The sequence below is a fragment of the Sinanaerobacter chloroacetimidivorans genome, from assembly GCF_018128545.1.
Classification (GTDB): Bacteria; Bacillota; Clostridia; order Peptostreptococcales; family Anaerovoracaceae; genus Sinanaerobacter; species Sinanaerobacter chloroacetimidivorans.
Genome location: NZ_JAGSND010000018.1, coordinates 32,417 through 47,920 on the forward strand (window position 1 = coordinate 32,417; position 15,504 = coordinate 47,920).

A 15,504-nucleotide genomic window follows, 5' to 3' on the forward strand; every position below is an offset into this window, starting at 1 on the left:
TCGTTAACCTAATTCGCTCTTTTTTATAGTATATTATGATCTCATTAGAATCCTAATTCTTCACCGATGATAATTACATGAAAATCCGAATCAACAGGTTTTTTGTGTATGATGCTTGTTATATTACAGTTTCTCTGATCGGATCTGCACTCTTTACATATGCCGCTTATATTACAAACCAAATCATTGCCGTACTTGATGTTATTCATCTGTGCTGCGACAAAACGAATCCTGTCTAATCCGGAATTCAAGTCCTTTACCAATTTATTAACACCTGCTATAACAATGATCCTATCTGAACCGTAAAGGCTTCCGGCGATTCTGTTTCCTGTTCCGTCAATGTTTATGATTTGACCGTCTATAGTTATTGCATTTGCACCCAGCATAAATACATTAGCGACGAGATATTGCATGAGTATATCTCTCATTTCTTCCTTATTTCCAATAATTTTGAATCCAGGGCTATTATGCTCCATCGCGTAATTATTGACTGCACAGGTATGAGGAATAGCAACACAATTCTTTTTTTTCAGCTCCTCATCCAATTCAAGAGCAAATACTGTATGGGAGTCCCCGCAACCAATGATTCCGTTATCGGGGATTAAACTTAAAACAAGATTTCTTGCTTCCGTGACTGAATCACAATAGTAAGCCGTAAAATTATTTTTCATTAAATTTTTAACAGCAATTTGACATTCTTGTCTTATATAATCTTTTCTGATGGAATCCCTATTACAATCCTCTTCTTTTAATTTTGGCATCTTGAAATCATGTAAATCCAACATTTTTTTCTCTCCTATTTTTAATTTGAAAATAGAATTATTAAGGTCGATGGTTGACATTAAATCCATTTCCTAATTAGATTTGAAATATTTATTATAACTTCACCTGCTTGACAAATCAGTATAGCTATTATTTACAGTTGTTATTATAATATCATTAATATGAAAAGCAAGTATGCACTTTTTAGTAGCATACTTACCAAAAGGAGAGTGTAATCCGTATGAAAGTACCATGCAAGTCAGAGCAAGCTCACTTCCAATATACACTTAGTATTATCGGTGGTAAATGGAAAATGGAAATCATGTACCAGTTAGCTTCCTGTACTTTATTACGATTTAATGAACTCAAACGAAATATTCCTAACATTACCTATAAAATGTTAACTGCTCAACTTAAAGAATTAGAGAGTGACGGAATTATTATAAGGAAAGAATATCCTCAAATACCTCCAAAGGTTGAATATTTTTTGTCTGAAAAAGGGAACTCATTAATACCTGTGCTTAATGAGATGTGTAAATGGGGCAATGCAAATTACAACGTAAATTACCGTAATGAATAGGAATATCTCCATAATGTCTTGTAATAGCGGTCATCTGCTTCCTCCAAGGTTGTTCATAATTTCATGATAACGCATGGTTGCCAACGAACTTGGTTTCCCTTTTTTGCAGAAAGAAAACCCTGCCAGTTTTGGAACAACACGCTCAACAACAATCTGCCCATCGACTAATTTGGACTGCAGTGCTTCCAAAGCTTCCAAAAATCGTTTATCCCTCTTTGCCCGGTTATAAAACGACAAAACGTAGACGTAAACAAAAAGGTTGTAATTACGGAAGGGATATTCGACCTGCATAAATAATGTGCCGATTCCATAGTGGCACGGGCCGATAGGTTTCTTAATCGTCCAATGCTCCAGCAAAAAATCCACAGCCTTGTCAAGCGCCGGTTCGTTGTTGAGATAATTGCTGAAGCGGAACGCATTCAGGGCGGTAAGTGTCGGAAGGGGATTTGAAAACTCTGTTTCCGGACCCCGGCCAAAACTGAACTTGCTGCAGCGCCAGCCTCCATCGGTATGCTGGATATCCAAAAGATGCTCAAAGGTTTTTTGCAGCCTGACGTCGTAGGCATATCCCATGCGGCACAGTACCTCGGCGGCGTGGACGGTATGGCATGGGTAAATGGCACCTTGTGGGGATAGCTTGAAACGTCCATCTTCCCGCCAGGTACCCAAAATCAATTCGGCAGCTTCCTGAAGCAATGGGTCGATAACTTCCATCCCCAATTCTAAGAGGTAAAGAACACTCTCCAACGCAGAGAACGGGGCCCCTTTCAGCAGGCGTTTGTCAGGAGTCGTCCAAAGATCGGCACCGCCATCATATCTATGCGATAATATTGCTTCCACATCTGATGAATACTGCGCATCTACAGCCATTATTTTGCACCCCCATCTTATATATTTATGTTTTAGTTGATTTTACCATAAATAAGTTTAGAAACACAGTGGCAACAAATTCTTTTATTGACAAATAAAAATTAGTTGCTATACTAATAATTAGCATGGTAATTAATTATTTAACAAAGATTATGTGGAGGTAAACAAAATGGGTAAAAATGTAAGAGAAATGTTGAATTCTTTTGTGGGAGGACTTGAAAATCTGGCACAAACCAATGGAGATATGGTAGGCGCCTTTATGGGGCTGCTGGGTTCTGCATATGAGCCCAATGCGCTGGATATCAAAACAAAAGAATTAATCAGTGTTGGAATCGGCTGCTACAATCGATGTGAGTACTGTATCGTATATCATACATATAAAGCCTTTGAAGCCGGTGCAACGAAAGAAGAAATCCTGGAAGCTGCAATGGTTTCAGTTGCTTTCGGAGGGGGGCCTTCCATGGCGTATTCGGTAACGCTTTTAAAGGATTGCATTGAAGAATTCGAAAAGGATTTTCAATAGCCTCAAATATCGAAGTGGAAGAGAGGAGGCGGAATGCCTCCTCTTTAAGGGTAAATCACATTTTTAGAGTGAATAACAATTTAAGGTGAATAAGATGACTAAGATGACACAGATCATATTGAATAAATTATCCGGTGAGGATAAAACTGCAAAGGTCGGTAAGATTTTAATCAAAGCCGGCCAAAAAATTGAGGAAGGGGACGGACTCTTTAATGCAGAATCGGCAAAAGGGAATTTTCTTGTAAAATCTGAATATGAAGGAACCCTATTGAACATTCTGATTGAAGAAGGCCAGCAAATCAAAATTGGTGCGGCGATCGCGGAGATAGACGGGGAAAAAGTAACGAAAAAGCCGGCACAAATGAATAAGACCCAGGCAAATAAAGGATATAGCTTTGGATTGGCAAAACCAAAGAAAGAGGATATTTCCTGCGATATCGCTGTTATCGGAGGAGGTCCCGGAGGGTACGTTTCGGCGATTCGAGCCGCTCAGCTGGGCGGAAACGTCGTGCTGATCGAAAAGAATAAGCTTGGCGGTACCTGTTTGAATACGGGGTGCATTCCTACAAAAAGCTTCGTGAAAAGTGCACATCTTTATGATGAAATACAAAGAAGTACAGAGTTCGGTATTAAAGTCAATCAGGCAGACGTTGATCTTAAACAGATTGTCAGCAGAAAAAATGAAGTAGTTTCCAATTTAACCAATGGAATACGATCCCTCTTGGATTACTGGAAAGTTCGAGTAATCGAAGGGGAAGCGGAAGTCACAAAGGATATGATATCCGTGAAAAACAATAAAATCGAAGCTGCCATTCAGGCCAGAAACATCATCATAGCCACAGGCTCCTCACCGGCAAAATTGAATATTCCGGGGGCAGAGCTGCCGGTTGTTTTAACGAATGAGGAAATCCTGAATCTGGCCAGGGTACCGGAATCTCTCACCGTGGTGGGCGGAGGAGTGATTGGTATGGAGTTTGCCTTTATATTCAGTTCCTTTGGATGCAAGGTAACGGTAATTGAGTATCTGGACGATATCTTGTTCAACTTTGACGGAGATATCATTGAGGTTATCAAGGAAGAGTGCGGCCAGCGCGGTATCCGTTTATATACCAAAGCAAAGGTAGAGGAAATAGATATGGAAGAGGGCGGCCAGGCCATCACCGCTTTTACACAAGAAGGGGAAAGACACTATGTGGTCGGGGAGGCCGTTTTGATGTCTGTCGGCAGAAAGCCGAATCTATCCTCTATCGACTTGGCGGAATTAGGTGTCGATCTGAATGCGAAGCAAAACGGGATTGATGTGGATGAACATATGGCTACCTCCAATCCGGCGATTTACGCAATCGGAGACATCACCAATAAAATACAGCTCGCTCACGTTGCCAGCCACCAGGGCATTATTGCAGCAGAAAACTGCATGGGACGCAAAAGCGTTATGGATTATACCGCTATCCCAAGCGCAGTATTTTTATCACCGGAAATTGGTGTAGTCGGTCTTTGTGAAAAGGAAGCCAAAAGAGCCGGGATTCCATATAAAATCAGCAAATTTCCGTTTGCTGCAAACGGGAAAGCATTAAGTCAGGGAGAGCCAAAAGGGTTTGTAAAAATTCTGTACCGGGAAGAAACGCACCAGATACTGGGCGCTGCAGTGATAGGGCCCGGAGCAACGGATTTGATTTCGAATTTTACGTATTTTATCCAAAGCAAAATGGACTATAGAACGCTGCATCACACCGTTTTTGCACATCCAACGACAGCAGAGTCTGTGCATGAAGCAATACTGGGTATCACTGGGGAGGCAATTCACTTTGTATAAAGTATATCTTTCACGCAGCTGCAATCCTTGTTTTAACTTAGCTCTTGAAGAGTATCTGGTTCGTCATGCGGGTCCCAGCGATCAGATCCTCTTTTTATGGCAAAATCAAAATACGGTAGTGATCGGAAGAAATCAGAACCCATGGAAGGAATGCGACCTTGAAGCGCTTGACCGTCAAAAGGGGAGGCTGATCAGACGGCTGTCCGGAGGCGGGGCCGTTTATCATGATTTGGGGAATCTGAATTTTACGTTTATATCAGCTTTTACAGAGGAAAAAATAAAAGAAAACATCGGTCTGATTATTAAAGCGCTGGATTGCAATGGAATAGAAGCTGTTTTCAGCGGTAAAAACGATATCTTAGCACAAGGGTATAAAGTATCGGGAAATGCTTTCTTTGTGGAAGATGAGATCCTTTGTCATCATGGGACCTTACTGGTGGATTCGGATTTAAAGAGGTTGGGACAGATTCTGACCGTTTCACAAAAGAAGCTGCAGTCTAAAGGCATTGATTCTGTAAAATCCAGAGTCATTAATATGAAAGAATTGAATCGGGAGCTCTCTATCGAGGGCTTAAGGACAGATCTAACCGATATGTTTTTGCCTCAGGGGCCTGACTCGTTCATTTATTGGATGGACGAAGAGGAAATCGGAGATCACCATGTTTGTCTGGAGGCTGTACATGAGCTGAAGAAAAAGTACGAAAGCTGGGAGTGGAATTTTGGAGAATCGCCAGAGTTTAATCTGCAGCTTTCTCACCGCTTCCCCTGGGGCGAAACGGATCTTTACATGCTGGTAAAAGATGGCAAAATCTTCAAAATTAAGGTGTTCACAGATGCTTTGGATATCAATTTGCCGGAAAAGCTGGAAGCAAAATTGCTGGACCTAAAATTTGATGAGAAAAGGTTAATTGAGCTGATTGCTATAATTGGCAGCTCAAGATTTGCGACTTCTGAGAAGCCATGACTTCTGAAGTGTGCTGATGACTTATGAAAAGAGCCGGAAAGTTAGGCGCCCTTGTCTGAAGGATAAAAAAGACCGCACGGGTCCGTGCGGTCATATAAAACTATTCGATGGTAATGCCTCCGCTTGCATAGCCTATGATTGTGTTGACCAAGGTTATTCCTGCAGCTGTTGCAGAGAATACAAGCAACAGGCGATCCCCTGCGCCTACGGGTATTGCAAGGCCTGAAGTCAGGCCGCTGCTGAAAGCCCCAGGACCAACAACTCCTGTAAACACAGGATCCAATGTGGTAGCTGCACCCGTTGGTACAAAGATATTGTTTGGTGTAGGGGAAACAAATAGTTGGGCAGTTATCGTGGCCGTTGACTGGAATAAGTCTAATATGGCAGTATAGGTGAAGTATCCTGCAATTGAAGTGATTAATCCGTCACGAGGCACAGAGAATCCGAAGTTGATAGTCGGTCCTAGAACAGTGCCGGTTAGGTCAATGGTTCCGCCTACAATACTAATTCCTGAAGCGGAATTTCCAAAGCCCAGGATACCTGTAGTTCCTACTAATCCACCTTCAACAGTGGTCATTGTGATCGGTCCGCCGGATGCAAACGGTATGATCGCACCGCCTGCGGCAGGTCCGGCAGGCCCTGTAGGTCCGGTATCACCTGTTAAGCCAGTAGCACCTGTAGCACCGGCAGGCCCGGTAGGTCCGGTATCACCTGTTAAGCCAGTAGCACCTGTAGCTCCGGCAGGCCCTGTAGGTCCGGTATCACCTGTTAAGCCAGTAGCACCTGTAGCTCCGGCAGGCCCGGTATCACCTGTTAAGCCCGTTGCACCTGTAGCTCCGGCAGGCCCGGTATCACCTGTTAAGCCAGTAGCACCTGTAGCACCGGCTGGCCCGGTAGGTCCGGTATCACCTGTTAAGCCCGTTGCACCTGTAGCTCCGGCAGGCCCTGTTGGTCCGGTAGGCCCTGTAGCACCTGTTGCGCCAGTAGCACCTGTAGCTCCTGCAGGTCCCGTTGGTCCTGTAGCGCCGGTAGCGCCAGTAGCACCTGTAGCTCCTGCAGGTCCCGTTGGTCCAGTATCACCTGTTAAGCCAGTAGCACCTGTAGCTCCTGCAGGTCCTGTTGGTCCGGTAGGCCCTGTTGCACCGGTAGCACCGGTAGCACCTGTAGCACCTGTAGCTCCTGCAGGTCCGGTTGGTCCGGTAGGCCCTGTAGCGCCTGTAGCGCCTGTAGCTCCTGTAGCTCCTGCAGGTCCTGTTGGCCCGGTAGGCCCTGTTGCGCCGGTAGCACCTGTAGCGCCGGTAGCACCTGTAGCTCCAGCAGGTCCGGTTGGCCCGGTAGGTCCTGTAGCACCAGTAGCACCGGTTGCGCCTGTAGCTCCAGCAGGTCCTGTTGGCCCTGTTGCACCGGTAGCACCTGTAGCACCTGTAGCGCCTGTTGCACCAGCAGGCCCTGTTGGCCCGGTAGGTCCTGTAGCGCCGGTAGCGCCAGTAGCACCTGTTGCACCGGCAGGCCCGGTTGGCCCGGTAGGTCCTGTAGCACCTGTAGCTCCAGTAGCACCTGTAGCACCAGCAGGTCCTGTTGGTCCGGTCGGCCCTTGAGGCCCTCGTGGTCCGATAGGTCCGCGTGGCCCTTGCGGTCCACGACAGCATCTGGTGGGTACACAACAATGATGATTTATATTATACATAGTTAATTCCTCTTTCATTAGATTTCTTACTTATTCTTAGATCTCTCATTCTTTCAGAATTCTTATAATATACATAGGGGATATGTTTAGTCAGCTTCCTAGAAGTATAAAATCCCTCTAACATCTTATGATACAGGTACACATCTTGTTAAACTCATAGACATGAAATTAAATTTTTATGATTATATGATAAAAAAATAGATAGTGAATATTAGTTCATTTTTTTGTGGGTATAATGAAAGAATAAAAGTATGAGAGCATGAATGAAATAAAGTCAATCAATGGAGGTCGTAAGATGTTAAATATAGGGTGTCATTTATCTACTTCAAAAGGATTTCGTCATATGGGAAGAGAAGCACTGGAAATCGGAGCCAATACCTTTCAGTTTTTTACGAGAAATCCAAGAGGCAGCAAAGCCAAAAAAATTGAGCAGGGGGACGTGGCAGGGCTGATTCGGATTTGCGAAGAACATGAATTTGCACCATTGCTTGGACATGCACCATATACCTTAAATCCCTGTTCTACAGGTGAGAGGACAAAAGAGTTTGCATTGGAAGTTATGATAGACGATTTGGAGAGGATGGAGCATCTGCCGAATAACCTCTATAATTTTCATCCTGGAAGTCATGGGGGGCAAGGAATCGAAAATGGCATTGAACTCATTGCAGCCATCCTGAACAAAATTATAAAGAAAGACCAAACCACTACGGTTTTATTGGAAACCATGTCCGGAAAAGGTACGGAAATAGGGGGAACCTTTGAAGAATTGCGGGAGATCATTGATAAGGTCGAGAGGAATGACAAAATAGGTGTCTGCCTGGACACCTGTCATGTGTATGATGCCGGATATGATCTTGTAAACGATCTGGACGGCGTGCTGGAAGAATTTGATCGGGTTGTCGGATTGGAACGCCTTCGGGCCATTCATTTAAATGACAGTAAAAACCCTTTCTCAAGCCATAAAGACCGGCATGAAAAAATCGGGGAGGGCACTCTTGGCATCAAAACCTTCCATCATATTATCAATCACCCGAAGCTGAGGCAGCTTCCGTTTTACCTGGAAACCCCAAATGAATTGCCGGGTTATGCAAAGGAGATTGAAATATTGAAGGATCTGTATGAGGAATAGACAATGAGAAAGAGAGGCTATCGCTTCAGACTGCGTATCCATCCTTTCGTCTGCTGATCGATTCGAAGAGATTCGGTGATTTTTTGCAGGGCTTTGTTATGAGTAAAATCATCCAGTTGATTTGTTTTCAGCCACGGTGTGGTTTTTTCCGGAAATTTGATGTAACAGATGGAGAGGGCCCAGGCTACGGCCATTTTCACATAATAGCCCTGGTGTTTCACCTGATTGAGGAGAGAAAGCACATGATCTATGTGATTCGATTCTATATAAAAGCTCAGAAGCATAACCACTGCAAACCGGACTTCAAATTCTTCCTCAGAGGAAAGATACGGCTCGATAAAGGCCAGCATCTCGGGCATATGCTTGTTTGTAAACTTCAAGCTGTTGCAGAAGCTGTCACAGACAGCCCAATTGTTAATTTTGGGAACAAAATCTGCAATATCATTTAATTTCTCCTCCAAGCTGCACTTTGAAAGGCCTATCACAAGGCCTTTCAGAAGGACTTCTTCATAGTAATCCTCTGGTGCTTCCTTTAAATAGCTTCGCCAGTCATTTTTCGCCAGTTCCTTCGCCAGCTTTCTGAGAGTAGGCATCCTGACGCCCAAAATGTTCTCTATTCCGGGCACTAAGTTCATGTGAAAGTTTCTGTACCCTTGCTCTGACTCCGTATGCAATCGATCTCGTAATTCCTGATACATAGCTGTTCTCCTGTCTTTTCAAATAAGGAAGTTTTTCTTTTATAAGCAGTATAACATTTTTAAGAAGCCCAGAGTGGAAAAATCAAAATTTAACAATTTGCCATTGACAATCATATTCTACAAATGTAAAATATGATTAAATTTTACATTTGTAAAATAAAAAGTGAAAGGGCATTGAAAAATGAGTAAAATCATAAAGAGATTACCGGACAGTGAACTGGAAATTATGATGATTATATGGGAAGCAGGGGAACCCGTATCCTCTTCCTATCTTATGGAGCGGCTGGCAGGTGAAAAGAAGTGGGTGGCAACCACCGTTCTGAACTTTTTATCCAGGTTGGTGGAAAGAGGATTCCTGAGCGTAGAAAAGCAGGGAAGGTTCAACATTTACGAGCCTCTGGTAGCAGAGAAGGATTATCTTGAGATGGAAAGCAGATCCTTCCTGGAAAGACTTCATAAAAGCTCGCTGAAAAGTTTTGTTGCAGCTCTTTATGAAGGACGTTCCATCAGTAGTCAGGATATGGAAGAGCTCAGGAGCTATATGGAACAATTGAATCATGAGAAGAAACCAGGGGAGGAATAGAAATGGAGCGAATTTTTTTTATCGTGGCCGGTATTTCTGTTTCTGTTTCTATGATTGTCATTATCCTGATGATATTATCACCGGCAGTAAATGAACGGTATACGGCCAAATGGCGTTATGTGATATGGCTGGTGCTTTCGGTTCGTTTGCTGCTTCCTGTTGATTTTGGAATCACGGCGCCGCCTCTTGAGATGAAGTTTCCGGATCGGGAAATTGCCTATTCTATAAATCAAGTACAAAACCGGGAGCCTCAAGTTCTTTATCATACCCCCGGAATCTCCCAGGCGGGAACAGAAGCGGAAGGTCCCCAATCTAAAAATGAGGATCCGTTGTCAGCAAACGATAATGGAACCCTTTCGACGGGAGAAAACGTCAACCAATCGATGGGAAAAAACGTCAACCGAAAGATAACTGTCAGTAATATTATGTCAACTATATATTTGATCGGTATTTTATCCTTTTTGCTATGGAGGCTGGGGATGTACTGGTCCTTTCGGCATTCTGCAAAACGATGGTACCGTAAGACAGCCGATGAACAAATCCTTCATACCTTTGAAGAACTGAAAAAAAGTATGGAAATTCAAAAATCCATTCACATATTGATTTGCAGGAAAATTTCCAGTCCTATGATCGTAGGGCTCAGGAAACCAGTACTGCTTTTGCCTCATGAGGAGTATGAAAAAGCAGATCTGGAAGTTATCATCAGACATGAATTGATTCATTTCAGAAAGAATGATCTCTGGTTTAAGATGGTTTTGCTTTGCGTCAATGCTGTTCACTGGTTTAATCCCGTGATCTATCTCATGACGAAAGCTGCAAACAGGGATATCGAAATATCCTGTGATGAAGAGGCCTTGAAAGATGCGGACGATGACATGAGAAAACGCTACAGCGAGAGAATTCTGGAGCTGATGCAGATGGATGATTACCATGGGCCTTTGGTTTCAACCAACTTTCATGGTGGGAAAGAAATGATGAAAATGCGCATCCATCATATCTTTGACAAAAAGAAAAAGAAAAAGGGGATTCTTTCTCTGTCGACGGTGTTAATTCTTACATTGATTTTTTCGGCCTGCCGATTTGAGATCGTTCAGGGTATCTGGAAGATGCCTTTGCTGAGCCGGAGTACGGATGCTTATGAAGCAGACGAGTCCGGAAACCGAAAGTTACAAATGGAAGATTTCTCAATAACCGTTCCGATGGATTTGGATGGGGACGGAAAGGAGGAACGAAGCTTTTCTTTGTTGGTTTCGGAGGAAGGTAGAAATGCCAGGCTCAGGTATGAGGAACAGCATGTAAGAACGAATGAGAAGCAAGTACTGAAAGATGCAGAGCCCGGTGTTGATTACGGACTTCAGATTATAAATCTGGAGGGAACGGATTCGGTTTCCCTTCTGGTATCCGTCGATTACCGGGGAATGCCCTTTGGTGCCGGGTACTGGGAGCTTTATACTTGGCAAAACAATTATTTCCAGCAGATAGATCTATCCCCCCTGGAGAATAGCACTAAAATTGAAATCATAGATCCGCAGGATATACAAAATAGAAATGATACGACTTTGCAAAACCGTACCTTCACCTATCTCTACGATCAGGAGCAATATCCGAAAGATTACCCTGTGGCGGCTATAGGCTTTCAAAAGTTTCCTGATGGAGAGAAAGAGGAATCTGAAGAGTATATTTTAGCCCCTTTAACATCCTATGACGTGGAAGGCTATCAGACCTGGGGGCAGGAAGCCATCAATAAAACTCTAACCAGAATCACTTTTCTGGAAGGAGACGATGAAGAGCTTCAACATTCCTTTACCGTAAATCCGGAACTGGGAGTGTTAAAAACGGAAGAATTCGTATATGTTACGCTTCCTGATATTACGGCAACCATCATAAGCTATTATCAGTACGAAAATGGAAAATGGACGAAAGTAGAATGCATGGTTCAGTAAGCAGGAGGAAAACATGGTTACAGTAAATGCACCTTTTTATCTGGCGCTTATCGTTATTTTAATTGTTTTGCCCGTCAAGCTGGTGGAAGGGTATCTTTTTAAAGAGAAGCCCTCTTCTGCAGAAACCGAAAAAGAACAAAGAGCTGCTAAAACTCTAAATTATAAAAATAATAAAACTCATAGAACAGATACTTTAAAAAAACTTTTCTTTTTTGACCGGGCTAATTTAAAGAGACCCTGGTATACCGGCATCCCTGTATTTATTTTTGTATTTACAAACAGTATGCTCTTTCAGAATAGGAAATTCCCTTTTCTTTTCTGGGTTACCTATTGTATCGCCGCTTATTTTTTTATTATTGCTTTTGAAATATGGACGCTGCTCCGGGTAAATAAAGATTATTTTTCTGACCACGATCGCAAGCGAAGATACCTGAAAACCCAGCTTGCACAAGGAATTGTGGCCTTCTGCCTGCTTGTGGCTTTTATCTTCGGACTCCTGTCCTATATGGATTGGAAAAACAGTGATCCGATCAGCATTACGGAGAACATTGACTGGGTCCTCGAACCGGAATATGAAGGAAGCTGGCCGCAGTTTACAGAAGGACTTGTCCCTTTGAGTGAGCAAGGCAAGTATGGCTACCTTGATAAAACCGGCAAATCCGTGATCCCTTTCCAATATGATTCCGCCTGGAATTTCAGCGAAGGTCTGGCTGCGGTGGAGAGGAAAGGCAAGTGGGGGTACATTGATAAAGAGGGGCGGCAAAAGATCCCTATGATTTATGATTCCGCTATGGATTTTAACGAAGGCGTTGCCCCGGTAAAAAGAGACGGGCAGTGGATCGTCATTGACGATCAGGGGAAGGTATTGTTTGAGACCGACTATGAATGGATCGGTAAATATTCAGATGGCTATGCTTACGTAGAAGTAAAGGACCCAAAATATTATAAAAGAACCCACGGGAATTACCTTGACAAGCAAGGCAAGCTGCTGCTGCCGGAGAGCATTTATCAGAAGTATGATATTTGGGAGGGTTTCAGTGAGGGATGTTTCCCCGCACATGATAAGGAATCTAATAAATTCTGTTATCTTGATGAAAATGGTGAGAAAACCATCAAGCAGGGCTATTTGGATGCACATAGCTTTACAAACGGTTACGCGCTGGTGACCCTTGAAACCGGGGAAAGGGCGAGGATTGACCGCAATGGCAATATCCTGGAATATGTTCCGGAGGAAAATTATTTCGAATATGATTACAATGAGGGTCTGAAAATCTATACCGAAGAAACGGGGGAGGATATCTTTCGTGATGATTTAGTCAAGAAAGGACTAAAGGATCGATTTGGAAACATCCTTCTTCCTGCCAATTTCAGGTCCGTCACACCGTCAAGCGAGGGCCTTATCGGTATCAGGGTAAACGACCGTTGGGGATTTATTGAAAACCCCCTTCCAAAACCGGCAAGAGGGGTTGATCCGGAGCTTTGGATTGAGGACAGAACGGTCATCGCCACCGTTGGAGGCAGAGAGGTATACGCAGGAGAGCTGGAACTGTATGCTTACAGCTTGAGGAAGGAGAATCCGGATATCCGGGGAACGGCAGCATATAAAATGGCTTTTGAGCAGTTAAAGAAAGAAAAGGTAAGGCAGGTACCGGGGGAAGTCGGAGATCCGTCCGGAATCCGATATCAAATTGGGGGTACTTATTATAAATTACTATTATTGAATTAGGAAAGGAGAAACTGGTTGGATGGCTGGGATTACACAAAAAGAGATGACAGATCAGAGGAATGGACAACTAAATAAGGAGTTAAACGGGCAATTGGGCGACGAAGATGTTATAACTAGTGCAGAAATGAAAGAGATCGAGCGAAAAGCTGCAGAAGGGGGCCTATCCTATTATCAAATGATGGAAAATGCAGGCACCGCCGCTTCGGATTTTATCCTGGGTCGAGAAGAGATACAGGGCAAAAGGGTACTTGTTTTTTGCGGAAGAGGAAATAACGGCGGGGATGGCTTTGTTGCAGCCCGAAAGTTATCTGAAGGGGGCGGTAATGTTACCTTGGTGCTGGTGGATGGGGAACCCAAAACCGAGGATGCGGTAAAAAACAAGAAGCTGTGTGATGAGCTGTCCATTCCGGTGATCGATTTGACGTCCGCCGGTGAAGCGGATATCATCGTAGAGGCAATCTACGGAACGGGATATCACGGGAAACTGAAAGAATCGGCCAGGGAAGCGGCAAAACTGATAAACCGTTCCTTTGGAGTTATCTACGCCTTGGATGTTCCAAGCGGACTGAACGGAGATACCGGCGAGGCTGATCCGGATACCGTCATTGCAGACCACACCATTGTCTTTCATCGATGTAAACCGGCCCACAGGTTAGAAAAAGCGCAAAGATATTGCGGAAAGATCCTTTGCGTAGACATTGGCATCTCATAATAAAACAGGCAAGCCTTCTGACAAATCATTTTGTCTTTCAGCTTGCCTTTTTTTATTCCTCGGAATTTTTCCTCGTTTTTTTGCGCTGCTTCACACATTCTGTCAGGAGATACTCTATTTGCCCATTGATGGAACGAAAGTCGTCTTCCGCCCAGGCGGCCAGTTCCTGCCAGAGAGACGGTGATAATCGCAGCAACAATTGCTTTTTATCTTTCTCTTTATTTTCCATCTGAAATTATACCGCCTTTCCATAAGCTCCCCATCGATGACTGTGTAAATTAATAAATCGATCCTAGCGGAAGGATTCCGCCCATAATATTAATAAGATAGCACATTTTTTTAATAAAGGGAACCACTGTTTACGATTGGCTGTGCTTCTTTATTGCCGCAAAGGACCACCAATAAATTGCTGACCATGGCAGCCTTTCTCTCTTCATCGAGTTGAACGATTTCTTTTTCATTTAATTTATCCAGGGCCATCTCTACCATGCCAACGGCACCTTCCACGATCATCTGTCTGGCGGCGATGATGGCAGATGCCTGCTGTCTTTGGAGCATTGCAGCCGCAATTTCCGGCGCATAGGCGAGATGTGTGATTCTTGCCTCGGTGATTTCAAGCCCTGCAATTTCTACTCTGGACTGGATTTCCACCTTCAAACGCTCCGCTACTTCCTGACTGCTTCCCCTCAAAGATTTTTCACCGTTTTCAACGGGGGCATCATATGGATAGAGCCTCACAATATTCCGCAGAGCAGAATCACATTGAATCGATAAAAATTCCGTATAATTGTCTACATTAAAGGCAGCCTTCGCGGTATTGACTACCCTCCAGATGACCACAATTCCTATGATAATCGGGTTGCCCAGTTCATCGTTGATTTTTTGTTTTTCATTATTCAACGTCATGGTTTTTAAAGAAATGATCTTGCTGCTTCTCTTGTAGGCTGCCGCTGCCTGACCATGCTTCCCTGTGGTTCCCACGGCCTGTTCCAGCACTTGGGAGGCAGCGGATGCAGAAGAAGCCGCTGCGGGATTAAAGGCAGAGACAAACGGATTTACAAAGAAAAATCCTTCTCCCTTCAGTGTCCCGTAATATTTTCCAAAGAGGGTAAGAACCAAAGCTTCGTTTGGTTTCAATATTTTCAGTCCGCCGAAAAGGATGGGGCCGATGAGGAAAAGATAAACGGCGCTTATTACTACAATGGCCACGTTAGGCGGCGTATTGGACACGGAAATTAAAGTCATACCGTAAATAAATCCTGCCAGTGAGGCAAGCATCAGAACAATGTTTCCGATCAGCATGAGCATGCCGTTCCATGCTTTTGGAATGATTTCCTCGTAGTGTAATTTTTTCTCTATTGTTGTAGCATTATCAGACATATAAAAAACCCCTTTCTGTCTATTCTGACATGATATCATTTTGATATCATATTTATATTATAACCAAAATTTCCTGCTGTCAACAAATAACAGGAAATTTTATTTTTTGTAGGTTTAAGATATTGACAGAA

At 43.6% G+C, this 15,504-nt stretch carries 15 protein-coding genes; 9 read left to right on the forward strand and 6 right to left on the reverse strand.

Annotated features, from left to right (window positions below):
- Nucleotides 1–44 precede the first annotated feature (44 nt).
- Complete coding sequence (locus tag KCX82_RS18810; protein ID WP_227020033.1) at nucleotides 45–842, reverse strand: lactate utilization protein; 798 nt, start codon at nucleotides 840–842, stop codon at nucleotides 45–47.
- 161 nt (nucleotides 843–1,003) lie between these two features.
- Between KCX82_RS18810 and KCX82_RS18815 the strand changes: the two genes are divergently transcribed.
- Nucleotides 1,004–1,342, forward strand: a complete 339-nt coding sequence (locus KCX82_RS18815; protein WP_227020034.1) for a winged helix-turn-helix transcriptional regulator — start codon at nucleotides 1,004–1,006, stop codon at nucleotides 1,340–1,342.
- 30 nt (nucleotides 1,343–1,372) lie between these two features.
- Here the strand turns inward: KCX82_RS18815 and KCX82_RS18820 are convergent, their stop codons facing one another.
- The gene (locus KCX82_RS18820; RefSeq protein ID WP_227020035.1) at nucleotides 1,373–2,212 is read right to left on the reverse strand and encodes a prenyltransferase/squalene oxidase repeat-containing protein; all 840 of its coding nucleotides are present in this window, start codon (nucleotides 2,210–2,212) and stop codon (nucleotides 1,373–1,375) included.
- A 169-nt stretch (nucleotides 2,213–2,381) separates the two neighbouring features.
- On the opposite strand from KCX82_RS18820, the gene KCX82_RS18825 reads away from it, so the two are divergent.
- The 3 genes from KCX82_RS18825 to KCX82_RS18835 all read left to right on the forward strand — a co-directional run bounded on the left by KCX82_RS18825 (nucleotide 2,382) and on the right by KCX82_RS18835 (nucleotide 5,515).
- Nucleotides 2,382–2,735 (forward strand): carboxymuconolactone decarboxylase family protein, encoded by a 354-nt coding sequence (locus KCX82_RS18825; RefSeq protein WP_227020036.1) that lies wholly within the window; start codon nucleotides 2,382–2,384, stop codon nucleotides 2,733–2,735.
- A gap of 94 nt (nucleotides 2,736–2,829) precedes the next feature.
- Entirely contained in the window at nucleotides 2,830–4,551 is a 1,722-nt protein-coding gene (gene lpdA, locus KCX82_RS18830; protein ID WP_227020037.1) for a dihydrolipoyl dehydrogenase, read from the forward strand.
- Complete coding sequence (locus KCX82_RS18835; protein WP_227020038.1) at nucleotides 4,544–5,515, forward strand: lipoate--protein ligase; 972 nt, start codon at nucleotides 4,544–4,546, stop codon at nucleotides 5,513–5,515. The genes lpdA and KCX82_RS18835 overlap by 8 nt, the downstream gene beginning before the upstream one ends.
- 100 nt (nucleotides 5,516–5,615) lie before the next feature.
- Here KCX82_RS18835 and KCX82_RS18840 read toward each other — a convergent pair whose 3' ends face one another.
- On the reverse strand, nucleotides 5,616–7,202 hold the full coding sequence (locus KCX82_RS18840) for an exosporium glycoprotein BclB-related protein (RefSeq protein ID WP_227020039.1): 1,587 nt from the start codon (nucleotides 7,200–7,202) through the stop codon (nucleotides 5,616–5,618).
- A gap of 295 nt (nucleotides 7,203–7,497) precedes the next feature.
- Here KCX82_RS18840 and KCX82_RS18845 point away from each other — a divergent pair, with 295 nt between their 5' ends.
- A complete protein-coding gene (locus KCX82_RS18845) occupies nucleotides 7,498–8,331 on the forward strand; it encodes a deoxyribonuclease IV (protein WP_227020040.1) in 834 nt (277 codons plus the stop codon).
- 17 nt (nucleotides 8,332–8,348) lie between these two features.
- On the opposite strand, the gene KCX82_RS18850 is transcribed toward KCX82_RS18845, so the two are convergent.
- Nucleotides 8,349–9,029, reverse strand: coding sequence for a DNA alkylation repair protein (locus KCX82_RS18850; protein ID WP_227020041.1), 681 nt, complete (start codon nucleotides 9,027–9,029; stop codon nucleotides 8,349–8,351).
- 181 nt (nucleotides 9,030–9,210) lie between these two features.
- On the opposite strand from KCX82_RS18850, the gene KCX82_RS18855 reads away from it, so the two are divergent.
- From KCX82_RS18855 to KCX82_RS18870, 4 genes are read left to right on the forward strand one after another with little or no spacing between them, the layout of a single operon-like run.
- Nucleotides 9,211–9,612: a BlaI/MecI/CopY family transcriptional regulator gene (locus KCX82_RS18855; RefSeq protein WP_227020042.1), complete on the forward strand. Its 402-nt coding sequence runs from the start codon at nucleotides 9,211–9,213 to the stop codon at nucleotides 9,610–9,612.
- Nucleotides 9,613–9,614: 2 nt separating this feature from the next.
- Nucleotides 9,615–11,555 carry a M56 family metallopeptidase gene (locus tag KCX82_RS18860; protein WP_227020043.1) on the forward strand — a complete coding sequence of 647 codons (1,941 nt, stop codon included), beginning with the start codon at nucleotides 9,615–9,617 and terminating at the stop codon, nucleotides 11,553–11,555.
- Nucleotides 11,556–11,568: 13 nt separating this feature from the next.
- Nucleotides 11,569–13,281 (forward strand): WG repeat-containing protein, encoded by a 1,713-nt coding sequence (locus tag KCX82_RS18865; RefSeq protein ID WP_227020044.1) that lies wholly within the window; start codon nucleotides 11,569–11,571, stop codon nucleotides 13,279–13,281.
- A gap of 19 nt (nucleotides 13,282–13,300) precedes the next feature.
- A complete protein-coding gene (locus tag KCX82_RS18870) occupies nucleotides 13,301–13,993 on the forward strand; it encodes an NAD(P)H-hydrate epimerase (RefSeq protein WP_227020045.1) in 693 nt (230 codons plus the stop codon).
- 52 nt (nucleotides 13,994–14,045) lie between these two features.
- Here KCX82_RS18870 and KCX82_RS18875 read toward each other — a convergent pair whose 3' ends face one another.
- Nucleotides 14,046–14,222, reverse strand: coding sequence for a type II toxin-antitoxin system antitoxin (locus KCX82_RS18875; protein ID WP_227020046.1), 177 nt, complete (start codon nucleotides 14,220–14,222; stop codon nucleotides 14,046–14,048).
- A gap of 110 nt (nucleotides 14,223–14,332) precedes the next feature.
- Nucleotides 14,333–15,373 (reverse strand): SPFH domain-containing protein, encoded by a 1,041-nt coding sequence (locus tag KCX82_RS18880; protein ID WP_227020047.1) that lies wholly within the window; start codon nucleotides 15,371–15,373, stop codon nucleotides 14,333–14,335.
- Nucleotides 15,374–15,504: the final 131 nt, after the last annotated feature.

Coding starts and splice junctions, on each gene's coding strand:
- KCX82_RS18870 (WP_227020045.1), top strand. CDS start 13,301: ATGGCTGGGATTACACAAAAAGAGATGACAGATCAGAGGAATGGACAA.
- KCX82_RS18840 (WP_227020039.1), bottom strand. CDS start 7,202: ATGTATAATATAAATCATCATTGTTGTGTACCCACCAGATGCTGTCGT.
- KCX82_RS18860 (WP_227020043.1), top strand. CDS start 9,615: ATGGAGCGAATTTTTTTTATCGTGGCCGGTATTTCTGTTTCTGTTTCT.
- KCX82_RS18880 (WP_227020047.1), bottom strand. CDS start 15,373: ATGTCTGATAATGCTACAACAATAGAGAAAAAATTACACTACGAGGAA.
- KCX82_RS18850 (WP_227020041.1), bottom strand. CDS start 9,029: ATGTATCAGGAATTACGAGATCGATTGCATACGGAGTCAGAGCAAGGG.
- KCX82_RS18810 (WP_227020033.1), bottom strand. CDS start 842: ATGTCAACCATCGACCTTAATAATTCTATTTTCAAATTAAAAATAGGA.
- KCX82_RS18820 (WP_227020035.1), bottom strand. CDS start 2,212: ATGGCTGTAGATGCGCAGTATTCATCAGATGTGGAAGCAATATTATCG.
- KCX82_RS18845 (WP_227020040.1), top strand. CDS start 7,498: ATGTTAAATATAGGGTGTCATTTATCTACTTCAAAAGGATTTCGTCAT.
- lpdA (WP_227020037.1), top strand. CDS start 2,830: ATGACTAAGATGACACAGATCATATTGAATAAATTATCCGGTGAGGAT.
- KCX82_RS18875 (WP_227020046.1), bottom strand. CDS start 14,222: ATGGAAAATAAAGAGAAAGATAAAAAGCAATTGTTGCTGCGATTATCA.
- KCX82_RS18865 (WP_227020044.1), top strand. CDS start 11,569: ATGGTTACAGTAAATGCACCTTTTTATCTGGCGCTTATCGTTATTTTA.
- KCX82_RS18825 (WP_227020036.1), top strand. CDS start 2,382: ATGGGTAAAAATGTAAGAGAAATGTTGAATTCTTTTGTGGGAGGACTT.
- KCX82_RS18855 (WP_227020042.1), top strand. CDS start 9,211: ATGAGTAAAATCATAAAGAGATTACCGGACAGTGAACTGGAAATTATG.
- KCX82_RS18815 (WP_227020034.1), top strand. CDS start 1,004: ATGAAAGTACCATGCAAGTCAGAGCAAGCTCACTTCCAATATACACTT.